The following is a 20,517-nucleotide window of genomic DNA, read 5'->3' as shown; positions in this document are numbered from 1 at the left end:
GGTGCGAAGATGACTATGCCCGATGAAGAAAATAAGGCCAACAAAAAACGCAGCATCGACTGGGAATCCGTCGAACGTGATTATCGTGCCGGTGTGTTGTCCATACGCGAAATTGCCAGACTGAACAGTATTTCTGATGGTGCCATCCGCAAGAAAGCTACGGCCCAGTTGTGGGAACGTGACCTGACACAAAAAGTGCAGGAGCAGGCCAGGGCAGAACTGGTGCGGAGCGAATTAGGATACGGTGAAGAGCACATACCAACTGCGCCCAGCGAAAGGCAGATCGTTGAAACAGCCGCTGCCACGGTGGTGCAGGTGGTGCGTGAACACCGTGCCCGCATACGGCAGGGCCATGCGCTGGTGGAATTGCTGACGCAACAGTTGCTGGATGTGGCCGGGCGGCGCGATGAATTTGAGCAAGACATCGAAGTCGATTGCGCCGACGACAAAACCGGCACCCGCCAAAGCCGTTTGCTCAAGGCGGTGTCTTTATCCACCCATGCGGCCTTGGCAGTCAGCCTGGCGACTGCCACCAAGACCTGGATAGGGCTGGAACGCCAGGCATTCAATTTGCGCGAACTGGCACCGGCAGAAGATGAAATACCGGCAATGACGGATGCGCAACGCCGTGCCCGCCTGGCAGCTTTGCAGGAAAAATTATATGGCCTTGAGCAAGGATGAAGAACTGGAATTAATCGCGCTGCTGGAGCAGGAACAGGCGGCGCGGGCTGTAGATGACCTGGCGGTGTATGCCACCATGACGCTGGATGTGACACCAGCACGTCATCATGCCTTGTTGATCGCAGAACTGGAAGCAGTGGAACGCGGCGAGCTCGATATGCTGATCGTGACCATGCCGCCCGGTTCGGCCAAATCGACGTATGGCAGTGTGGTATTTCCCGCCTGGTATCTCGGGCGGCACCCGGAACGCTGTGTGATTGCTGCGTCGCATACGGTAGAACTGGCCGAACGTTTTGGCCGGCGTGTGCGCAATCTGTTTGGCAGCAACGCCCATGCACGGGCTTTTCCCAAGAGTGGTTTATCGGCACATAGCACCGCCGCCGGGCGCTGGGATACGGCGCAGGGCGGTGAGTATTTTGCGGCAGGCGTGGGCGGATCAGTGACTGGTCGCCGCGCTGACCTGGCGATCATTGATGATCCGGTCAAGAGCCGCGAAGATGCTGATAGTCCGACCATACGGGAAAAGCAGTGGGCATGGTGGCGTGATGACATGAGCACACGCCTGAAGCCGGGTGCCGCCACGGTACTGATCATGACGCGCTGGCATGAAGATGATCTGGCTGGCCGCATGATCGCTGATTTGAAACAGGCAGGGCAGCGCGTGAAAGTGCTGTCATTGCCGATGGAAGCACGGGAAGACGATGCCCTGGGCCGCGCCATTGGCGAACCTCTGTGGCCAGAATGGTTCACACCGCAGATGCTGGAAAACGCCAAGCGTGAACCCCGTACCTGGTCGGCCCTGTACCAGCAGGAACCGCGTCCGGTCGGTGGTGGCGAATTCAAGAATGAATGGCTACTGTATTACCAGCGCCAGCCTGCCACCAGCAACAAGGTGATCTTGGTGGACCCGGCCAGCGGCAAAAGCCGCACACGCGGTGATTTTACGTCGATGTGGGTAGTGGGGCGCGGCGCCGATGGCAATGATTATGTGCTGGACGGTGTGCGTGACCGCCTCAATCTGACGGAACGCACGGAAGCCTTGTTCACGCTGGTACGCCGCCATCGCCCTGCTGCGGTCGGCTATGAACAATACGGCCTGCAATCGGATATCGAACATATCCGCATCGAGCAGGAAAGACAGCAATACCGTTTCCGCATCCTGGAACTGGGTGGTGCGACAAAAAAGGAAGACCGCATACGGCGCCTGATCCCATCTTTCCAGCAAGGCCGTCTGTGGCTGCCCGCCAGCATGAAACGTCAGATGGCCAACGGCCAACTGCGCGACATCATGGGTGATTTTCGCAATGAATACGCCGCCTTCCCGGTCGGTGCCCACGACGATGCCCTGGATTGCCTGGCCCGCAAGGAAGAACCAGCCATACGCAAATTTCTACTCGCCCCGCGCGAGGAAGATGAATTCGAGGACGAAGCTTTTGTGCCTCTGGATTCGGAGTTTAATTATTGAGCAGATAGCATGTCGCTGTCTGCTCGCCTTTTAAGGAGTAAGACATGGCAAGCGTTAATCCCCAATTTTCTCGCGATATCGGTACCCGTGATGCCAGTGTCGTTTTGTTGAGCTGGGCCCTGAGTACGGCGAATGTCGATGGTTTGCCGTTTGAAATGCCGGAATGGGCCGACCGCACCTGGCAGGCGGTGGGTAGCTGGGGCGGTGCGACGTTAAGCCTGCAGGGCAGCAATGACGGCAGCAACTGGTTCGTGCTGTCGAATGCGGCTGGTGGTACTGCTGCCACGTTGTCTGCCAATGGCGGTCTGGCCAGCATCGAGTTGCCGCGTTATGTGCGGCCCAACCTGACTACACCCGGTAGCGGGGCGACGGTGACGGTGAGTCTGTGCGCACGTCGTGCCACGCCTTTGAGGAATTGACATGGCCCAGCATATACCAGTCAGAAAAGGCGGCGGAGGGCCGCGCCCACGTAGTTGGCAATGAATGTGGTGAAGACGATGAAAATAAAAAATCAGACTATGAATGCGGGCCAGGCTTTGCCTGAAGGGGCGCAGGTCCGTGCTGCTCGAAGTGGTAAAAAGAATGCGCAAAAACTTATTGACGACGATAGTGGTGATGGTGGCGATGCTGAAACCGGCGAAGAATTTGAAGACGAGCTAAGCGAAGCTCGTCTGTCGCGACTGGCGGCGTTTTCTTCTACCCTGCGCGCCATGCGCAATACGGCAATAGAAGCGCGCCGCCAGATGGGTATAGAAGAGCAGTGGCAGGAAGACGAAGACCATTACGAAGCGATAGACGACGCCAACCGTACGACATCTGCACGTATCAAGCCATATGACTTTGGTGGCACCGGCACCGGTGCGACACGTGCGCCAGATGCCAAGGCGACGCGCAGCACGGTCTTTGTACCGTTGACTCGGCCTTATGTGGATATGGCATCGGCCCTGATTTCTGATTTGTACCTGCCAACCGATGACCGGAACTGGGATGGTGAGCCGACACCGGTGCCGGATCTGGTGAAGCAGGCGAAAGACATGACGCCACTGATGCAGGCAGCGCAGCAGATGCAGTTGGGGCAGGATGGACAACATGGACAGCAGGGTCTGGATGGACAGGCAGGACAGAGCGGAGCAGCAATGCCCGCTTCCATGCTGGCACGTTTGCGTAATCTGTTTGTGAAACCTGGAGGGATGCAAGCTGCACAAACTGCTGCAACAGCAGATCCTGCAGCGGATATGACCGTCGCTGCACAATCAGCTGTACCAGCAGCAACCAACCCCATGCCAGGTGCCGGGATGATGCGGGGTGCACCTGCGGACATGGGCGTGCCTGGACTACCGGCAACACCAGCAGTAACACCGGCACCGCAGACCGTCGGCGAACTGGCTCAGCAAGAAATTGATGCCGCGAATGATGCCTGGAAAAAAGCCCGTACCCGTATCGACGACTGGCTGACCGCCTGTGCTTATAACGCAGAAATGCGCAAGGTGATCAAGGACATGGCGCGTATCGGTGTCGGCATTATGAAGGGGCCGTTTCCAAAAGCGAAATCTGCCAAGGCGGTGGTCAGGACGGACCAGGGCTATGCCATTGAGATACAGGAAACCGTGATACCGGCATCGCGCCGTGTGGACCCCTGGCGCTTTTACCCGGACCCGGCGTGCGGCGAAGATATTAACAACGGTAGTTATGTCTTCGAGCAAGACTTTATCACACGCAGCAAATTACGCGATCTGGTAAAGCTGGACAGCTATATCCCGGCGCAGATTACGCGTTGTCTGGAAGAAGGCCCCATCAGCGCCACTCACGGTGCCCGCAAGAGTGCTGCTGAACAGCAGGCGGATTCTGACCTGTTCGAGATCTGGTATTTTGAAGGTCAGGTGGAATGGCAGGACATGGCCGACGCCGGTTGTGAAGTGGACGGCGAAGCGGGCGATGTTTTCCATTCAGTGGTGACGATGGTAAATGACCATGTGATCAAGGCAGCACTGTCGCATCTGGACAGTGAAGAATTTACCTATGACGTGACGGTATGGCAGCGTAAATCCGGTTTGTGGATAGGTGACGGCGTAGCACGTCAGGGCCGTACAGCGCAGCGTGGTTTAAATGCAGCGGTGCGTAACCTGATGGATAATGCAGGCCGTTCTGCCAGGCCACATACGGTGATCAACCGCAAGGCGGTGGTGCAGGGCAATGACCCTTACACCTGGTACACACGGGGTGATGCGGATATTTCGCAGGTGGCGCATGCGATGATGTTTTTTAATGTGCCCAGCATGCAGGGTGAGTTGATGAACATCATCCAGTATTTTTCCAAGATGTTTGAAGACGCTACGGGTTTGCCAATGATGATGCAGGGCCAGCAAGGGGCTGCACCAGAAACCGTGGGCGGCATGCAATTGCTGATGAATAATGCCAGCATCGTCCCGCGTGACATTGTGCGGCGTATTGATGACTGCATTACTGAACCGCATATCGGCCGTTATTATGAATACCTGATGATCCACGGTGAAGACGATAGCGAAAAAGGAGATTTCAGTATTCATGCGCGTGGCTCCAGTGCCTTGATGGAAAGGGCAGCGCAAGACCAGTTTCTGGTGCAGATTGCTGCCTTTGCCACCAACCCGGCCTTTGGGTTGGACCCGGAACTTTTCATCGAAGAATTGCTGAAATCCAAGCGCATCAATCCGCAACGACTGAAGCTGAGTGACGCCAAAAAGCAGGAAATGGCAGGCCGTCAACCGCCAGAAGATGCCCGCATTACCGCTGCCAAGATCATGGCGCAGGCTGGTCTTGCCAAGGTGCAGGCACAGGCGCAGGCGAATGGCCAATTGCAGATGGCGCAGTCGCAGGCTGAGTTGCAGCGCATTGCGCAAGAAGCAGGCCATCAGCAACAATTATTGCGTACCGGTGGCAGCACGCCACAAATGGCCAATGCCAGCGCCCGTATCGAGCAGGAACGCATACGCGCGCAGACCGCACAGATGGTGGAAACATCACGTGCCAATGCCGAAATGGCACGCGCCGATAAGGAAATGCTGATCGCGCAACAGAATGGCGAATATGAAATGCGCAAGCTGGAATTGCAGCGCGAGATCGCTTTGCTGGATTATGCCAACAAGGAAAAAATCAGTCTTAACGACGCCAGGACGATGCTGGCCAAGTCGGCCATGGATAACCAGACCAAGCGCGAACTGGCAGCGGCTGAAATACAGTTGGCAAAGAATGAGGGTTTGCAGAATCGCTTGTTAAGCCTGCATACCCATCATACCAGCCTGGTACGTGATGAAATCAGTACGCCGGATACGCCATAGGATCAATCTATGAATGAAGAAGATTTTCAACTCAATAATGAAGAGCGGCACAGCCCGGTGTGGGCGCGCTTGCGCGAGCATCTGGAGCAGCGCCTGCAAAGCCTGCGTCAGCGCAATGATACCGATCTGACGCTGGAACAGACGGCAAAGCTGCGTGGCCGTATTGCAGATACACAGTATGTATTAAGTCTGGGAATCGCTAATCGCGATGTACCGGAACCATTGGCAGACCGCGACGAGTAATCGTTGCCCTGTCTGTAGTCTGACCCGCATTAGTGGACTCTTACTGGTCACGTATGCGGGTTTTGTTTTTTGGAGAAGAAAAATGAGCGGTGAAATCGAACAGGGTGGGCCAGCAGAGCAGCCAGTCCAGAGTCATCAGGATGCTGGCCGCAGTGCAGATAGCGGCAGCGGTAATACTGTTGGCGGTGGCGGCGAAGCCGCAGCAGCGGCAGCCGCTTTTGACCGGGCGCGCAGCGAAACATCCGTCGCAACAAAGGCAGAGCTGGATAAGGATGTCATTGCCGGGCAGGCCGAAGCGCAGGCAGCGCCAAGGATGCTGGCCGGTTTGACAGAACAGCAGATTGCCGGTTTGCTGGGTGAGATACCAAAGTACCGCAAGCAGATTGATCATCTGGCCGGTAACAACGGCAAGTTGAATGCGGCGATACAGCGTCTACAGCAAGAGGTGCCGCGCGGTCAGGCTGTCACGGTGAATGATGAAGATCTGGCAGAAATGCGCGAAATCTTTCCAGAACTGGCAGATCTGACCAAGGGGGCGCTCAACAAGATTCTGGGCAAACTCAATACACGCGGTACCGGGCCAGGGAATGGTTCAGAGGGGGATTCAGCAAATGGCAAGACCAAAACTGCAAGCCGCACACCGGACGACTATGTCGCTCTGGCTAAAAAGGCTGCAATGGAAGTCGCGTCGTCGGAACGGGTGAATACTCACGTTGAATTATTGCATGGCTTGAATCCTGGCTGGGATCAGATTATCGGCTTGCCGGATGCCGATGGTCGTCTGCCACAGACGGATTATCGCCGCTGGCTGGCAGCTCAGCCTATGGCTTACCAGACCAGGATGCACAACTCGAATAATGCGTTTGAGATCGGTGCTTCGATCAAGGCTTATCAGCAAGCCAGGGACGCTTTCGCCAAAAAATCGCAGCAAAACAAGAGCCGTCTTGCCAATGCCATGCAGCCGCAAGGCCAGGTGGCGGCACGCGGTGTCATTTCTGAACAATCTGCTGCCGACAAAGCTTTTCAGGCACGTCGGCAGCGCTAGGAGTTAATTTATGCCAGTAGCAAGTTATGCCAACGTAACTCAGCGGGTGGGCACGCTGAAAGGTGAAATCCTTTCGCATGCGGCACCGGTTGAAGTCTTGTCTTTGGTCGGTACCGACAAAGATAAAGTTATCCCAAAAAACAAATCGAATAATGTGAAGTTCCGCCGTTGGCTGCCATATGGTGGTGTGGATAATCAGTGGATTACTGCCAACAACGTCGCCACATTTGCATCCAGCCAGCAAGCCGTCGAAGGCGTGACCCCGACCGCTGACACGCTGACCCCAACCGATGTGACAGCCACGCTGGTGCAGTACCTGGTGCTGTACTGTGTGACCGATCAGATGAGCGATATGCATGAAGATGGCGACATCATCCCTGATGAAGCCAAACGCCAGACCGGCCAGCGCATGGGCCTGATTGGTGAAATGGTGCGTTACGGTGCTTACAAGGCTGGTACAACCGTGTATTACAGTGGTGGCACATCGCGTGCGACGGTATCGAACACGGTGACCATCAATATGCTGCGCAAGGTGGCCAAGACTTTGCTGGCCAACCATGCCATGCCTATCACGCAGGTGCTGGTGCCTTCCACCAATTTTGCAACAGCGCCGATTGAAGCCGCTTTCATCGTGTTTTGCCATACCGACCTGGAACCGGCGATCCGCGATTTGCCCAACTTCAAGGATATCGCCAATTACGCACAGCGCAAGCCTATCCATGATATGGAAATCGGTTCTTGCGAACGTTTCCGCTTTGTGCTGTCGCCTGAACTGGCCGGTTACCCTGACGCAGGTGCGGCGATTGGTGCAACCGGCATGACCAGTACCACCGGTTCGCTGATTGATGTCTACCCGATGATCATGATGGCGGATGAATCGGTCGGCCAGACGCATCTGGGCGGTGTCGAGAACTGGGATGCCTGGTACTTGCCGCCTTCGCAGCGTGACAAGTCTGATCCGGGTGGCCAGCGTGGTTACGTCGGTGCCAAATGGTATTACGCCGCCATTATCCAGAACCAGGGTCGCCTGGCTGTGGTGGAAGCAGGCACACCTTTGCTGAGCTAATGAAAGGAAACCTGTATGCCTGAATCCATCAAGCAACGTACCAATGCCATGGCGACCCATCGCGATGCCGAGGCAGTGCGTTTTCTGATCACCGCCCTGCGCGCTGACGTGGCAGCCCTGCGCACGGCGCTGATCGCTACCAATGCCAAGCTCGACAATGATGCCGGTGTGACTGATACCAACTATGGCGCGCTGAACAATCCACCAGCGCTGACCACCAACCTGTAAGGAAGCAAGATGCCTCAAAATATCGCTGGTCAGGTTCTGACCTATAACCCGTCCCAGGGCTCGGCTGCATTTGCCAATGGCCTGGATGTCTTTGATGGCACGGCCATCACCGCCACTGATTATGTGGAAATTGTCTGCGGCTTCAAACCCAAATACGTGAAATGGGAAAACCTGACAGACCGTGTCTGCGGTGAATTTTACGAAGGCATGGCTGCCAATAGCTGCGTTAAAACGGCAGCGAATGGGACCCGTACGCTGGAAATTACCGGTGGCAATGGTGGCATTACGCTGACGAACAACGGTTTTCGCGTATTGCAAAATGTCACGCTGGGTCTGGTGCTGGCATCCAGGACTTGCGCCTGGCGTGTACACGCGTAATTCAGTCACGTAGTATTGTTTTACTGAAAGGAGCATCGGTGGATGCTCCTTTTTTTATTTTTAAAAGGATTAAACATGTCACGAAGCAAGAACACGGCTGAATTACAGGGCCCGGTGGCACCGGATATCACCATGCCTGCCAGCGGCGGTTTCAGTCATGATGATGTGCCTGACATTGAAGTCGTCGCCGATGTCATGGCCGACAAGAAGGATTGGGCGGACAAGATGAATTTCATGAATGAAACTGTGTGCATACGCATACAGGAAACCACCAACCCGAACGAAGAGCCACGGGTGCCGGTGTGCGTGAATGGTGTCAAATCCCATCCTGTGTATGGCAATAACCTGCCACGCGGCATCGAGCTGAATGTCAAACGCTATGTGGCTGAAGCGCTGTTGCGTGCCAAGCCTATCAACGTGCGTACTGTCAAAACTATCGATCACGACGGCAATGACACGGCCAGAATAGTACGCAGCATAGGCACGGCCTATCCGTTTGAGATGATCAACGCCAAACCGCGTGATACAGAATGGCTGCGGTCCATACGCGCGCAGGCATAAATCATGAACTATCTGTCTATCGTCAATGCACTGCGCGAAAAATGTGGTGCTTCAGGTGCTGCACTGACCACGGTGACGGGGCTCAGTGGCGAATCATTAAAGTTTTGCAACTGGGTTAATGACGCGTGGATGGATATCCAGGGCATGGCTGAAAACTGGGAATTCATGCGTGCCAGTTTTTCATTCAATACGGTGACGCAGCAACAAGCTTATACCCCTGCGCAGGCAAATGCGGTGAATTTTGGTAACTGGAAAACGGATAGCTTCAGGCTGTATCAGACCGCACTTGGCCCGGCCAATGAAGTCTGGCTACCTTGTCGCGACTATGGGTATTTTCGTAATCTGTATCAGTTTGGTGCCATGCGTTCTGCTTATCAGCGACCGGTGGAATGGGCGGTCAGTCCGGCCAAGGCTATTCTGTTGGGCGCTGCGCCGAATGCAGCGGGTTATACCGTGACAGGTGAATATTATCTGGCACCGCAAGAGTTACAGGCTGCGACAGATGTGCCGTCTTTGCCGACTGAATACCATAGGGCGATTGTGTATCGAGCCATGATGTTTTATGGTGGCTACGAAGCGGCGACTGAGGTCTTTCAACTTGGTCAATCCGAATTTGAAAAAGTGCTGGCCAGGCTGGAATTGAATCAATTACCGCCTGTGCGTTTTGTGGAGCCATTGCTATGAAGATGCCTGTAGTACGTCAGGATTATTATCCGCTGGGCGGTGGGCTGGATCTGGTCACGCCATCCATCGCGATGGCGCCGGGCATGGTGATCGACGCCCAGAATTATGAGCCAGCGATCGGTGGTGGTTATCGTCGCATCGATGGCTATGAACGTTTTGATGGCCGGCCTTCACCCAGTGCTGCTGCGTACACGCTGGTGTATGCAAATACTACAGTTGGCATTGTTGTTGGCAATACAGTCACCGGTGCCAACAGTGCAGCAACGGCGCTGGTACTGGCTGTCTTCAACACTTACCTGGTATGCAGCAGGGTAAGTGGCAATTTTCAGGTCGGTGAAAATTTGCGGGTAGGAGCGACATCAGTTGCCACGATCACCGCATCGCAAACCAGCAATGGCGCCAGTTCAGTCAGTGATCATGCCGATTATGTCTTCCTGGCAGCGAATGATCAGCGTAGTCTGATACAGGTGGTGCCGGGTAGTGGGCCGGTACGTGGTGTGTGGGTCTTCAATGATGTGCTGTACGTTTTTCGCGACAATGTTGCAGGTACGGCCGGTACCATGTACAAGGCGACTGCTGGTGGGTGGGTGCAGCAGAATTTTGGTGTGGAAGTGCAGTTTACTGCCGCCACGGCAGAAATCAAAACGGGTGATACGGTCAGCCAGAGTGGAGTGACAGGTGTTTGCGTGGCAGCGATGTTGCGCACTGGCACCTGGACCAGTGCTGGTGCCGGTACTTTGATATTTGCATCATTGACGGGGGGTGTCTTTACTGCGGGTGCCTTGCAGGTAGGCGGTATCAGCAAGGTGAGTGCCGCAGGCGCATCGACTGCGATTACACGTTTGCCTGGTGGCAGGATGGAATTTTTCAATTATAACTTCACTGGTGCCAACAATGCCGGCAAGATGTATGGTGCTGATGGCGTCAATCTGGCGTTTGAATTTGACGGTAACAACTATATTCCCTTGCGCACTGGCATGGCGCAGGATACGCCGGCCCATGTACTTGCCCACAAAGGTTATCTGTTTTTATCCTTTAACGCGTCGGTGCAGTATTCCAGTTTGGGTGCTCCGTATTCGTGGACGGTGGTGACGGGCTCGGGTGAACTGGATTGTTCAAAACCGGTAACCGGGTTTTTGCCGCAAGGTGGTAACCAGGCCGGATCTTCACTCGCCATTTTTACTGCCGAGCGCACCTTCGTACTGTATGGCACCAGCAATGCGGACTTCAAACTGGTGTCGTCGATTTTTGATATTGGCTACAGCGCATTCACCTGTCAACAGGTATCGAATGATGCCTTTGGCATGACCACCCGTGGCATACAGGCATTGACCACGACGCTCAATTACGGTGACTTTGATTATGCATCCATCAGCCATATGATACAGCCACTGGTGACACGCAAGCGCGGTATGGAATGCGCGTCGACAACGCTGCGTACCCGCAATCAGTATCGTGTTTATTTTACCGATGGTACGGCACTGGCAGTTGGCCTGACCGGCGACAAGGTCAACGGTATGCTGCCACTGAATTACAACCGGCCGGTACGCTGCATTTGTACCGCCAATCTGAGCAATGGTGCCGAAGTCACGTATTTTGGTTCGGACGACGGTTATGTATATCAGGACAATACCGGTACATCGCAGGATGGTAATGCCATAGAAGCCTGGTGTCGTCTACCCTTTAATAACAATAAATCACCCCGTATACGAAAACGCTTTCGCCGCGTGGTATTTGAAGTGGTGGTGGACGGTTTTTCCAGGGTCAATATTTCTTATGATCTCGGGTATGGGAATCCAGCGGTACTGCCTTCGGCTCCGCAAAGCGATACCTCACTCAGCGGTGGTGGTGGTTACTGGGACCAGTTCACCTGGGATCAGTTTAACTGGGATGCAGCTTATGTCAGTAGTCCCTCTCTGTCCATCGATGGCACAGAAAAAAATATAGGCCTGCTGTTCTATTCGAATCGCAACCAGGACCAGTCACATACTTTGCAAGGGGTGACACTGATGTCCACACCGCAATTACTTCAACGTTCGTGAAAGACTGGCATGACGAATCCTTATTACGCGCAGACCGGTGCGCCGGTGGCGCAATCGCGTGGCGCATCGACGTCGATACGTTCCGAATTTGGCCTGGTTGCTACCGGCTTTGACAATGTGCTGGCGGCACTGACCACCAAGGGCAGCATTGCCGGACAAACCTGGGCTGGCACGCACGACTATAGTGGTACCACCCTGAAAGTGCAGACCCGGCCAGCAGCTGACAATTCGACCAATGCTGCCAGTACCGCATATGTCGATGCGGCAACAGCCGTACTGGCAGTGGCACAAGCGCTGCTGGCCAGTTTGAATTCACCGGCACTGACCGGCATACCAACCGCGCCGACGGCAGCACCAGGCACCAATACCAATCAGATCGCCACCATGGCAGCGCTGGCCGTACAAGCCATGAATGCCGCCTTGCCGGCGCAAAGCGCAGCAACGACAGGGCAGGTTCCGGTCAGCGATGGTGCCAGCGCCACCTGGGGGGATCTTAGCAATGTCGGTGCCGACATTTATCTTTACAATCATTACTAAGGAGGCGCAATGCCTGCGAATCAAAAACCGATATTTCCATTGAACCCCAAGGTGTTGATCGCACCGTTGATGACCACGGCCAATACCGCCCGGGACGGCACAGGTACTGTCGTGCAGATATCCACATCAGCAGGCGCCAATGGCAGCTTTGTTGAAAGTGTGGAAGCCATGCCGGTCGGCACCAATACCGCATCGGTATTACGCGTTTTTTTAAATAATGGTGCTGCTACCACGACAGCTACCAATAATCTGCTATGGGAAGAAGTCGGCCTGCCAGCCACTACTGCAACTGAAATTGCTGCTCAGGCCAAAGTAATCATTCCCCTGAGTCGCTCCATCCCCGCTGGTTATACCCTCTACGCTACCCTGGGCACCGCCGTCGCCGCCGGTTGGCGTGTACGTGTGCATACGGGAGATTATTGATCATGACAGGGTTTAGTGGATTTTTGGGCGCAGCACCAAGAGGCGCGGGCATGCAGGTATTCAGGACATCGGGGAATTTTGTTGTACCTGAGGCGGACTGGTTTATTGTGGATGTGTTTGGTGGCGGGGGGAGTGGGGGGGCCACAGATTATTCTGTTTCGGGCGGTGTATATTCCGGCGGTGGTGGTGGTGCGAGAAACCGTCAGTTACTGTCACGGAATGTACTCAAACCTGGAGTGCTGATGCCAATTACTGTAGGTGCGGGAGGAGCTGCGATTTCAGTCGCATCAGGTACGAGCGCCGTAGGCGTGAATGGTGGCAAGTCTGCATTTGGACATGCATTACTGGGGGTGTTATTGGAAGCCTACGGGGGATGTGGAACCGGTAGTTCAAACAATGGGGGGGGCGGTGTTTTCAGTGCGGGTACTTCGTATGGGTTGGGGGGAAATCCTTGCACTGCATATACACCTGTTTCGGGAAGTGGAGCGGTTACTAGCAATATAGCAAATGCATGCACTGATGGCGGAGGAGCATCAGTGATTGGTTTTGGTGGGAGTATCTATTTAGGCGGCTCCACCTTTGGTGGCGGCGCTGCTTACTCAATGGGAAATGCAAACGGTGGATCCGGCGGAAATAGCCTGTATGCAGGAGCCGGCGGCGCCTCCGGCAGTGGTCAAGCTGGATTCTCAGGCCTATTTGATAACAATGGTGCCAGCTTCAATCGGGCAACGGATGGTGTGATAGGCAAACTCATTGGTGGTGGAGGTAATGGTGGGCAATCCAATTTTAATGGAAGTAATCAAACCAGCTCAAATGGTGGTTTTCCGGCGGGCGGCGGAGGGGCAGTAAGTGTCCCGAATATTTTCTCCGGCAAAGGCGGCGATGGCCTGGTCATCATTTACTGGTGGTAATTTTATGAAATCAGCAGAAATTAAAAACGGAAAAGTCGTCAATATCATACTGGGCTGCATGGATGGCCATGTTCCTGTCGACGATGGTGTAGTGATCGGTGACTGCTATGACGGACTTTGTTTTTACAAACAGCCTCCGGACATCCCCGGCCTGAAGGCCAGCAAGAGTGAACGGATCAATCGCGACTGGAAAAATTCCAACAAGGCGACATTTGTTTATGCAGGTCAAAAAATTGCCTGTGACGATGATAGCCGTGCGGCGATGGATGTACTGGCAGGTGTGATTGCCATGACAGGTGATTTCCCGGCAGCGTTTTCGCGGATGTGGAAAACCCAGAACAACACGCAGATCAGCATGCCCGATATTGCCAGCTTCCAGAGCATGTACGCTGCCATGGCAGAACATGTCAGCAATAATTTCAAACAGGCACAAACCCTGAAAGCAGCACTTGAACTGGCAGAAAGCGCCACTGAAATAGAAGCAATCAATTGGCCCACGCCAGCATAGGTGTGATGCCATCACCAGACCTGGTGAGATATGGCAGTTCACTAGTAACTCCAAACACTTCAATACCGCACCACGCAAACAACAACCCGCGCAAGCGGGTTTTTTATTGCCTGACGAAAGATAAAACCGCATGCAACATCCACAATTTACGCATTGGCTTGATGCCCTGTCCATAGGGACGATGCTGGCCACACTGGCGGGCTGGCTACCTTCCCTGGCGGCCCTGGCGTCGCTGATCTGGTCATGCATACGCATCCTTGAAACAAGAACCGTGCAGGACTGGCTTGCCAGACTGCACAAACTCAGCAGAGAAAGAAAAAAATGAATCACTTCGAATTATGTATCGCCCCCTTGCTGGCGAATGAAGGTGGGGTGTCCAATCATCCGCTGGACCATGGCCGGCTGACTAAATATGGCATCAGCCAGCGCAGTTATCCGAACCTGGACATCGCCGCACTGACTATCGAACAGGCTAAAGCCCTGTACCGGCGCGACTTTTGGGATACCAATCAGCTCGATAACTTTCCACTGGCTGTTGCATTTGAATTTTTTGATTGTGCAGTCAATTGCGGTGCCGGTACAGCGGCCAGAATTCTCCAGCGTTCCCTTGAGATAGCTGACGATGGCATTGTCGGCCCGGTAACAATGGCTGCGTTAGTCAAAAGCGATCCGGAAAAACTGGCAAAACGCATGGTCGCGCATCGAATCCGGTTTTATACCAAATTATCCGGCTGGGCCAGTTTCGGTGCCGGCTGGTTGAACCGCCTTGCCAACAACATGCTTTGGGAATCGCAACATGTCTAACCCGGTCATTTCATTCAGCCGGAATATGGATGGCGATGCCCTGGTCCTGCTTGATGGGAAAGTACATGCCATGGCAAAAAATTGCGATGGCTGGCAGGAAACGATTGCCATCGCATCATTCAACGCTATCACAACTGCAGAAGTTCAGATAGCACGAGAGGAAGAATCATGTTTGAAAAAATAGGTGCTGTAATCAATTTGTTTCGCAAGGGAAGCGAGGTATCGAATGTCGAAGCCTGGAAAACCGGAGGCATTTCCATTGGTGTCCTGGCTGCCTTCTTTGGCGCAATGCTCAGCTTTGGGGATGCTTTTGGCCTGCATCTGGCGGTTACGCCTGAACAGATCAATGGCATTGCTACTGGGATTATTGCCCTGGTTGGCGTCGTGCTCCCCCTTGTTACTTCAAAGCGAGCCGGCATATTGCCGGCAAGGGCAGAACCAGCTCCAATTGAAGATCATTCAGTCATCAGCAGCGTGCCAGAAGCACCAGCGGTTGTGGCATCAGAACCAGTGCAGCCTGACCCTCACACCGCTGCGCGCGTCGGCGAACAATTCGTTGACTCAGACAATCCCCTTGCCGGACTCGATACCACTTATCGCGGCTGATTATATCCGGCATATCAATGGCATCAGCCTTTCCGCTACCTGTACTCATTAAATATTAAAGGAATCATCATGCTACAAATCGCCGCAAGTATCTTGCAGATCATCAACTTCCTGGCGCAAAACAAAGACCAGATCAGGCAATTGATCGTCACCATACAAAATCTGATCCCTGATGCACCCGGCAGTGAAAAAGCCCTGCAGGTTCGCCACTTCATCGCCGCCAGCCTCAACCTGGAAGAGCATATCGAACAGGTCTGGCCATTGGTCACACCCCTGTTCAATGCCCTGGTCGCCAATGTCAAAAAAGTACCTGAGCATCAATAGGGAAGGTAGCAGTCAGCAGAGCGGATTGTAATAAAAAACGCGCTCCTGCTACCTGCACCCTGCTCCCGCATTGATTTACATATATGCAGTCCACTTGAACTCATTTCATAAACAGGGATGCGTTCTAATCATTCCATCACTCGACAGAGGAAAAACATGGGTTGGAAAATCAAAGATGGCATCTCTTACTATGAAGCAGATACGCCCACCACATCCCAAATTGGCCAGAGCGGCCTGACCAGCGGCAACAACGGCAACAACGGCATTATCAACACACCCGGCACAACAACTGTTGCCAGTAATACCGCAGTCACCGCTCCGGCCCCAGCCCCGGCCTCAGCACCACCGCCACCAGACGTGACCCAAACTACCACCAGCGCAGCAAACAAGAACAATGTCAACGTTGCGGACTGGTACACCAGCACTCTCGGGCGTGTTGGTGATGCTGCCGGTATCAATTACTGGCAGGCGCAATTGGCCAATGCTGCCAATCCGGATGACGTGTACAAAAGTTTCCTGGCAGGGGCGAAGCAGAATAATGAAGCCATACACCTGCCAGCCGCGCAAAATTCAGCCAGTTGGTACAGGGAACTGGGTCACACCGGTGACGCTGCAGGCATGGCCTATTGGGATGACCAGATTCTGTCCAAAGGCTATGATGCCGCCCACCAGGCCTTTACCGGATCAGCCAAACAAAACATTGCCAGCGGTGCCGCAGTCGGCCTCAGTGCCACGGCACTGCCATCCAGTTATGCCAAGCTGAATGATCCCAATGACATCTATGGCACCGCGCACTACAACGAAGCCATGGGGCTGACACCGCTGACTGATGAAAATGGTATTGCCAAATCCAATACACTGGGTACGTTTTCCGGCAACAGCATCATGCCCACCATGGATTCCTTTACGGCTGGTGTCGATCCTCTTGCCGTGTACAAGGCCGCAGGTCTGGCCGGTCCTACCGGCTCATATAGCGGGCCGAATAATTCCTGGGTGCCGACCGGTGCTGCACGCAATGACACCATCGAGGCCAGAAACGCCCGCATCAAGGCCCTGAAAGCTGCCGGATTATCTGAAACAGCCGCCCAATTGGAAGCCGACAATGGTTTTTGGCAAGGTGGTGGTGGCAGCGGGCAGGCTATCACGCCTGGCATGTCAAGCTATCAGGTCAATGGCCAGCAGATTGATTCCCCCATTTATGCGAGCGGCTACAACACTGCCTTTGATTATGGTGGTGCGCAATACGGCAGTTTTGGTTCTACCGTGACGGCCAATGATGCGCTTAAAAATTATGCGCAAACACATGCCGCATTGAAGATTACCGACCCGGCCCGCTATAACCTGGAAAGCTCGCGTGTCTATGAAGCTGCCCAGATGGCAGCGATGACACCGCAGCAAAGAGCAGATTGGGATTTCAGTCAGAATAATCAACCTGACCAGGCCTACATCAACCAGAACGGCGCCTGGGTAGCCAATCCCAATTACAACCCCTATTACGAATTGCGCTACAACTCGGCACCGTCTCTGGCAGCCAAGTATGTGCCGGGCCAGACATTCAATCCAGATGGCACACTGCGTGGCAGCAGCGCAGGCGGAGGAGTAGGGGCAGCCGGAACAGCAGGAACTTCTGCTGCTGGTAGCACTGGTGCCGCCAGTTCAAATGGCAGCGGCATCATCAACCGCACAACAGGTGGTGCGGCACCGCCGCCATCGGCAGGGCTGGGCGGCAACGGCACATCCAATGTGTACCAGGGCGCAAGCGGCGCGTATCAATACAATCCAGCCCAGCTAGCCAATCCGGCAAGCTGGGCTGTCACCGCCGACCAGACCACGCAAGGGCAAATGAGCAAGATGATAGACCCGAACAATCCCTATTATCAGGCCTGGGCCAATGCCGGCGCACAAGATGCGGCCGCCAGAGGTTTTACCGGCAATAGTACGATACGTGACAGTGCGATCCTGGATGCCGTCATGCGCAATGCCACTCCGATTGCGTCGGCTGATGCCGCAACTTATGCCAAGGCAGCCGGGTACAACACCGATCAGTTGAACCAGAATGCATTGCAGAACTTTAATGCAGCCAATGTGGCTGGTCAGTTCAATTCTGGTCAAAGCAATACGCTGCTGAACAATATTCTGGGCATCAATTCCAACCAGTCCATTGCCAAGCTCAATTCTGATACGACCCTGGGTGTCGCTGGCATCAATGCCGCCACATCCAAATACAATACAGACAGCAATGCTGCGACCCAGAAATACAGCACTGACAGTAGCGCCAATACCTCGCTGGCAACGGCCAATCTTTCTGCAGCAACACAGAAATATATTGCCGATGTCAGCGCCGCCAGCCAGAAAACTATTGCAGGCATGAACAACGCCAGCCAGCAAACTCTGAACGCTGTGCATGATGCCAATTCTGCCGCGACTGCATCCAGTCAAATTAAGGCAACCGCCTGGAACAATTACATCAATGGCATTGCCACCATACAAATTCAGCCCGGCATGGATGCGAATGCAAAACTGGCAGCCGTGGCTAACCTGACCGCTGCAGCACGTGCATCCGGCTTGAATGTTGCACTGACCAGTGAAGAACAGAATGCCCTGGCCGGTACCGGCAATTATGTAGGGGCTGGTGGCGTCAGTAACACCAATAGTGGCGGTGCGGGTGGTACAGCAGGTGGAACATCGGGCGGAAGCAATTTTACCGGCCCGCTTACACCTGCACAACAAGCCGCAATTGATGCGGCCAAGGTCGATGTCAGTGACCAACTGGTGTTCCCATGAATGACATTACAGAAGCAAAACACATTACCCGGCGACAGGTGAATGAACTCGAAGCAGCAATGAAAGAACTGCCGCAGGTGGAATTAAAAGTCATCAACCATTTTGCCTGCGGTGTCTATGCACGTGAATTGCATATCCCTGCCGGTATCACCCTCACTGGTCGTATCCATAAATACGACAACCTCAACATCTTGTCGCAAGGCGAAATGCTGGTGACGACCGAGGCCGGTCTGGTGCATGTCAAGGCACCATTCACTGTCGTCTCACCGGCAGGCACCAAACGCATCGCCACAACACTGACAGACTGCATCTGGACCAGCATACACGGCACCGATGAAACCGACATCGACAAGATAGAACAGCATTTCACCGCCGGGGACGAACAGGAATACCTGGATCACTGTGAAACATTAACACTGGAAGGAAAATAATATGGCATGGGTTGTAACCGCCGTCGTAGCGGCATTTGAAGTGACAACCGTCGCCACCGTGTTGACAGCGATATCCGCCGTCGGCATGGCCACCACCGTGGTGGGGGCGGTCACCGGCAATAAAAACCTGATGAAGATTGGGGGCGAGATCAGCATGGTCGGCGGCATCGGCAGCCTGGTCAATGCCGGAATAGGCGCCCTGGGCGCAGCCGGGGCAGATGTGGCAGCGGGGCAGATAGGCGCAGAGGCAGCAAGCCAGGCAGCGGGTGACGCTGCTACAGATGCTGCCAGTGATGCATTAGGTGATTCAGTAAGTGATGCCGTTTCCGATGGGCTGGCAGGTGGACTGGACTCTGCTGAATTGATACCCAATGATTACTCGAAAATCTCGGGAATTGCCGATACAACACCCGGAACGCCAGGATCAGATATCGTTGGTAGCGATCTCGCCGGTAAAGATTTGATCGGCAACCAGGCAACAGTGGCAGGTGCAGATACAGCAAATACCGTTGCGCAGACCACTCCGATAAATACTGCACCTATGCAGCCCCCTCCGATTGATGATGCAATCACAGGTGCACCAGTTGATGACGTACTTAATCCAGCAAGTGGAACAAATGGGCTACGCCAGCCCGGGCTTCAATTTAACACAAATGGGACAGTCAACACTACGACCAGCAACAAGTTTGCCGTAGCTGGCGAAGATTTGGCAGGTGGTCTGGATTCTGGTGAGCTGATCCCTAATGACTACTCAAAAATACAGGGTGTGGTTCCTGGCTCTGGCACGCCACAAAATCAAAGCTTCCTCGACAAACTCGGTAGTAAATGGGATTCGCTTTCCCCTGGGCAGAAGATGGATTTCGCCAAAATGGCATTATCAATCCCTGGGAGCATCCAAAACCAGCGTAACCAGCAAGCTGCGCTTGACATACAGCGCCAGAAACTGGCCCAGACCAGCTACGGCAGTGACGTCCCGCGTTTCGGTATCATCAACTCAGTACGGAGAACATAATGCTCGGCCAAGCTTCCAATTCCATGCTCGCACAGGCCGAGCAAGGTATTCAGTCCAAAGTACCACCGCAATTTCAAAGTGCCTTGTCCAAAGTCGTCAATGCCGGTTTGACGATCATGTATGCACCGCAGAATAAAGAAATGCGACTGCAACGCATGGCACAGGCCGGCAACCCAGCCAGGGATGCCGGCGCAGGGGCTGCCCGCATGATCAGCAACCTCTATGCCCAAAGCAACAAGCAGATGCCGCTGGAAGTGGTTGTTCCTGCCTCCATGATCTTTGCATTTGAATATCTCGATCTGCTGGTCAAAGTCAAACGCCTGGCCATCACACCCGACCTGATCGCCGCTACCACCCAGGCCGTGGCAGACGCCGTGCTGCCAATGTTTGGTGTCAGCAAAGACCACATGACACAACTGGTGGCCTATGCCAAACAGCAGCGGGCCAGACAGAACAGGGCACGTTAGCCC

General features: G+C 54.2%; 25 protein-coding genes. All 25 read left to right on the top strand.

Annotation, left to right across the window (positions count from 1 at the left end; all coding sequences use genetic code 11):
* Positions 1-9: 9 nt before the first annotated feature.
* The gene (locus H8L32_RS16910; RefSeq protein ID WP_186948435.1) at positions 10-681 is read left to right on the top strand and encodes a hypothetical protein; all 672 of its coding nucleotides are present in this window, start codon (positions 10-12) and stop codon (positions 679-681) included.
* Positions 662-2,146: a terminase large subunit domain-containing protein gene (locus H8L32_RS16905; RefSeq protein ID WP_186948434.1), complete on the top strand. Its 1,485-nt coding sequence runs from the start codon at positions 662-664 to the stop codon at positions 2,144-2,146. Before H8L32_RS16910 ends, H8L32_RS16905 begins: the two co-directional genes overlap by 20 nt.
* 44 nt (positions 2,147-2,190) lie before the next feature.
* Positions 2,191-2,565, top strand: coding sequence for a hypothetical protein (locus H8L32_RS16900; RefSeq protein ID WP_186948433.1), 375 nt, complete (start codon positions 2,191-2,193; stop codon positions 2,563-2,565).
* Between the two features lie 78 nt (positions 2,566-2,643).
* Positions 2,644-5,460, top strand: coding sequence for a portal protein (locus H8L32_RS16895; RefSeq protein ID WP_186948432.1), 2,817 nt, complete (start codon positions 2,644-2,646; stop codon positions 5,458-5,460).
* 9 nt (positions 5,461-5,469) lie between these two features.
* A complete protein-coding gene (locus tag H8L32_RS16890; protein WP_186948431.1) occupies positions 5,470-5,703 on the top strand; it encodes a hypothetical protein in 234 nt (77 codons plus the stop codon).
* An 82-nt stretch (positions 5,704-5,785) separates the two neighbouring features.
* Complete coding sequence (locus tag H8L32_RS16885) at positions 5,786-6,748, top strand: hypothetical protein (protein ID WP_186948430.1); 963 nt, start codon at positions 5,786-5,788, stop codon at positions 6,746-6,748.
* A 10-nt stretch (positions 6,749-6,758) separates the two neighbouring features.
* On the top strand, positions 6,759-7,814 hold the full coding sequence (locus H8L32_RS16880) for a N4-gp56 family major capsid protein (RefSeq protein WP_186948429.1): 1,056 nt from the start codon (positions 6,759-6,761) through the stop codon (positions 7,812-7,814).
* A gap of 15 nt (positions 7,815-7,829) precedes the next feature.
* On the top strand, positions 7,830-8,042 hold the full coding sequence (locus tag H8L32_RS16875; protein ID WP_186948428.1) for a hypothetical protein: 213 nt from the start codon (positions 7,830-7,832) through the stop codon (positions 8,040-8,042).
* A 9-nt stretch (positions 8,043-8,051) separates the two neighbouring features.
* On the top strand, positions 8,052-8,420 hold the full coding sequence (locus tag H8L32_RS16870; protein ID WP_186948427.1) for a hypothetical protein: 369 nt from the start codon (positions 8,052-8,054) through the stop codon (positions 8,418-8,420).
* Between the two features lie 75 nt (positions 8,421-8,495).
* On the top strand, positions 8,496-8,981 hold the full coding sequence (locus H8L32_RS16865; RefSeq protein WP_186948426.1) for a hypothetical protein: 486 nt from the start codon (positions 8,496-8,498) through the stop codon (positions 8,979-8,981).
* 3 nt (positions 8,982-8,984) lie between these two features.
* A complete protein-coding gene (locus H8L32_RS16860; RefSeq protein WP_186948425.1) occupies positions 8,985-9,665 on the top strand; it encodes a phage adaptor protein in 681 nt (226 codons plus the stop codon).
* Positions 9,662-11,707 (top strand): hypothetical protein, encoded by a 2,046-nt coding sequence (locus H8L32_RS16855; RefSeq protein ID WP_186948424.1) that lies wholly within the window; start codon positions 9,662-9,664, stop codon positions 11,705-11,707. Before H8L32_RS16860 ends, H8L32_RS16855 begins: the two co-directional genes overlap by 4 nt.
* Positions 11,708-11,716: 9 nt before the next feature.
* On the top strand, positions 11,717-12,244 hold the full coding sequence (locus tag H8L32_RS16850) for a hypothetical protein (protein ID WP_186948483.1): 528 nt from the start codon (positions 11,717-11,719) through the stop codon (positions 12,242-12,244).
* A 9-nt stretch (positions 12,245-12,253) separates the two neighbouring features.
* Complete coding sequence (locus H8L32_RS16845) at positions 12,254-12,667, top strand: hypothetical protein (protein ID WP_186948423.1); 414 nt, start codon at positions 12,254-12,256, stop codon at positions 12,665-12,667.
* Positions 12,668-12,669: 2 nt separating this feature from the next.
* A complete protein-coding gene (locus H8L32_RS16840) occupies positions 12,670-13,578 on the top strand; it encodes a glycine-rich domain-containing protein (protein WP_186948422.1) in 909 nt (302 codons plus the stop codon).
* A 4-nt stretch (positions 13,579-13,582) separates the two neighbouring features.
* Complete coding sequence (locus H8L32_RS16835) at positions 13,583-14,086, top strand: DUF4376 domain-containing protein (protein ID WP_186948421.1); 504 nt, start codon at positions 13,583-13,585, stop codon at positions 14,084-14,086.
* Between the two features lie 130 nt (positions 14,087-14,216).
* Entirely contained in the window at positions 14,217-14,411 is a 195-nt protein-coding gene (locus tag H8L32_RS16830) for a hypothetical protein (protein WP_186948420.1), read from the top strand.
* On the top strand, positions 14,408-14,890 hold the full coding sequence (locus H8L32_RS16825) for a glycoside hydrolase family 108 protein (protein WP_186948419.1): 483 nt from the start codon (positions 14,408-14,410) through the stop codon (positions 14,888-14,890). The genes H8L32_RS16830 and H8L32_RS16825 overlap by 4 nt, the downstream gene beginning before the upstream one ends.
* A complete protein-coding gene (locus H8L32_RS16820; protein ID WP_186948418.1) occupies positions 14,883-15,074 on the top strand; it encodes a hypothetical protein in 192 nt (63 codons plus the stop codon). Before H8L32_RS16825 ends, H8L32_RS16820 begins: the two co-directional genes overlap by 8 nt.
* The gene (locus H8L32_RS16815) at positions 15,059-15,496 is read left to right on the top strand and encodes a hypothetical protein (protein ID WP_186948417.1); all 438 of its coding nucleotides are present in this window, start codon (positions 15,059-15,061) and stop codon (positions 15,494-15,496) included. Before H8L32_RS16820 ends, H8L32_RS16815 begins: the two co-directional genes overlap by 16 nt.
* Positions 15,497-15,565: 69 nt before the next feature.
* Positions 15,566-15,820 carry a hypothetical protein gene (locus tag H8L32_RS16810; RefSeq protein WP_186948416.1) on the top strand — a complete coding sequence of 85 codons (255 nt, stop codon included), beginning with the start codon at positions 15,566-15,568 and terminating at the stop codon, positions 15,818-15,820.
* 156 nt (positions 15,821-15,976) lie between these two features.
* Complete coding sequence (locus H8L32_RS16805) at positions 15,977-18,604, top strand: hypothetical protein (RefSeq protein ID WP_186948415.1); 2,628 nt, start codon at positions 15,977-15,979, stop codon at positions 18,602-18,604.
* Complete coding sequence (locus H8L32_RS16800; RefSeq protein ID WP_186948414.1) at positions 18,601-19,035, top strand: hypothetical protein; 435 nt, start codon at positions 18,601-18,603, stop codon at positions 19,033-19,035. The genes H8L32_RS16805 and H8L32_RS16800 overlap by 4 nt, the downstream gene beginning before the upstream one ends.
* 1 nt (position 19,036) lies before the next feature.
* On the top strand, positions 19,037-20,047 hold the full coding sequence (locus H8L32_RS16795; protein ID WP_186948413.1) for a hypothetical protein: 1,011 nt from the start codon (positions 19,037-19,039) through the stop codon (positions 20,045-20,047).
* Complete coding sequence (locus H8L32_RS16790; RefSeq protein ID WP_186948412.1) at positions 20,047-20,514, top strand: hypothetical protein; 468 nt, start codon at positions 20,047-20,049, stop codon at positions 20,512-20,514. Before H8L32_RS16795 ends, H8L32_RS16790 begins: the two co-directional genes overlap by 1 nt.
* Positions 20,515-20,517: the final 3 nt, after the last annotated feature.

Origin of the sequence: Undibacterium hunanense, assembly GCF_014284335.1 — a bacterium.
Classification (GTDB): domain Bacteria; phylum Pseudomonadota; class Gammaproteobacteria; order Burkholderiales; family Burkholderiaceae_D; genus Undibacterium; species Undibacterium hunanense.
The sequence above is the reverse complement of the archived record's forward strand: the minus strand, read 5'-3'. Positions and strand labels throughout refer to the sequence as shown.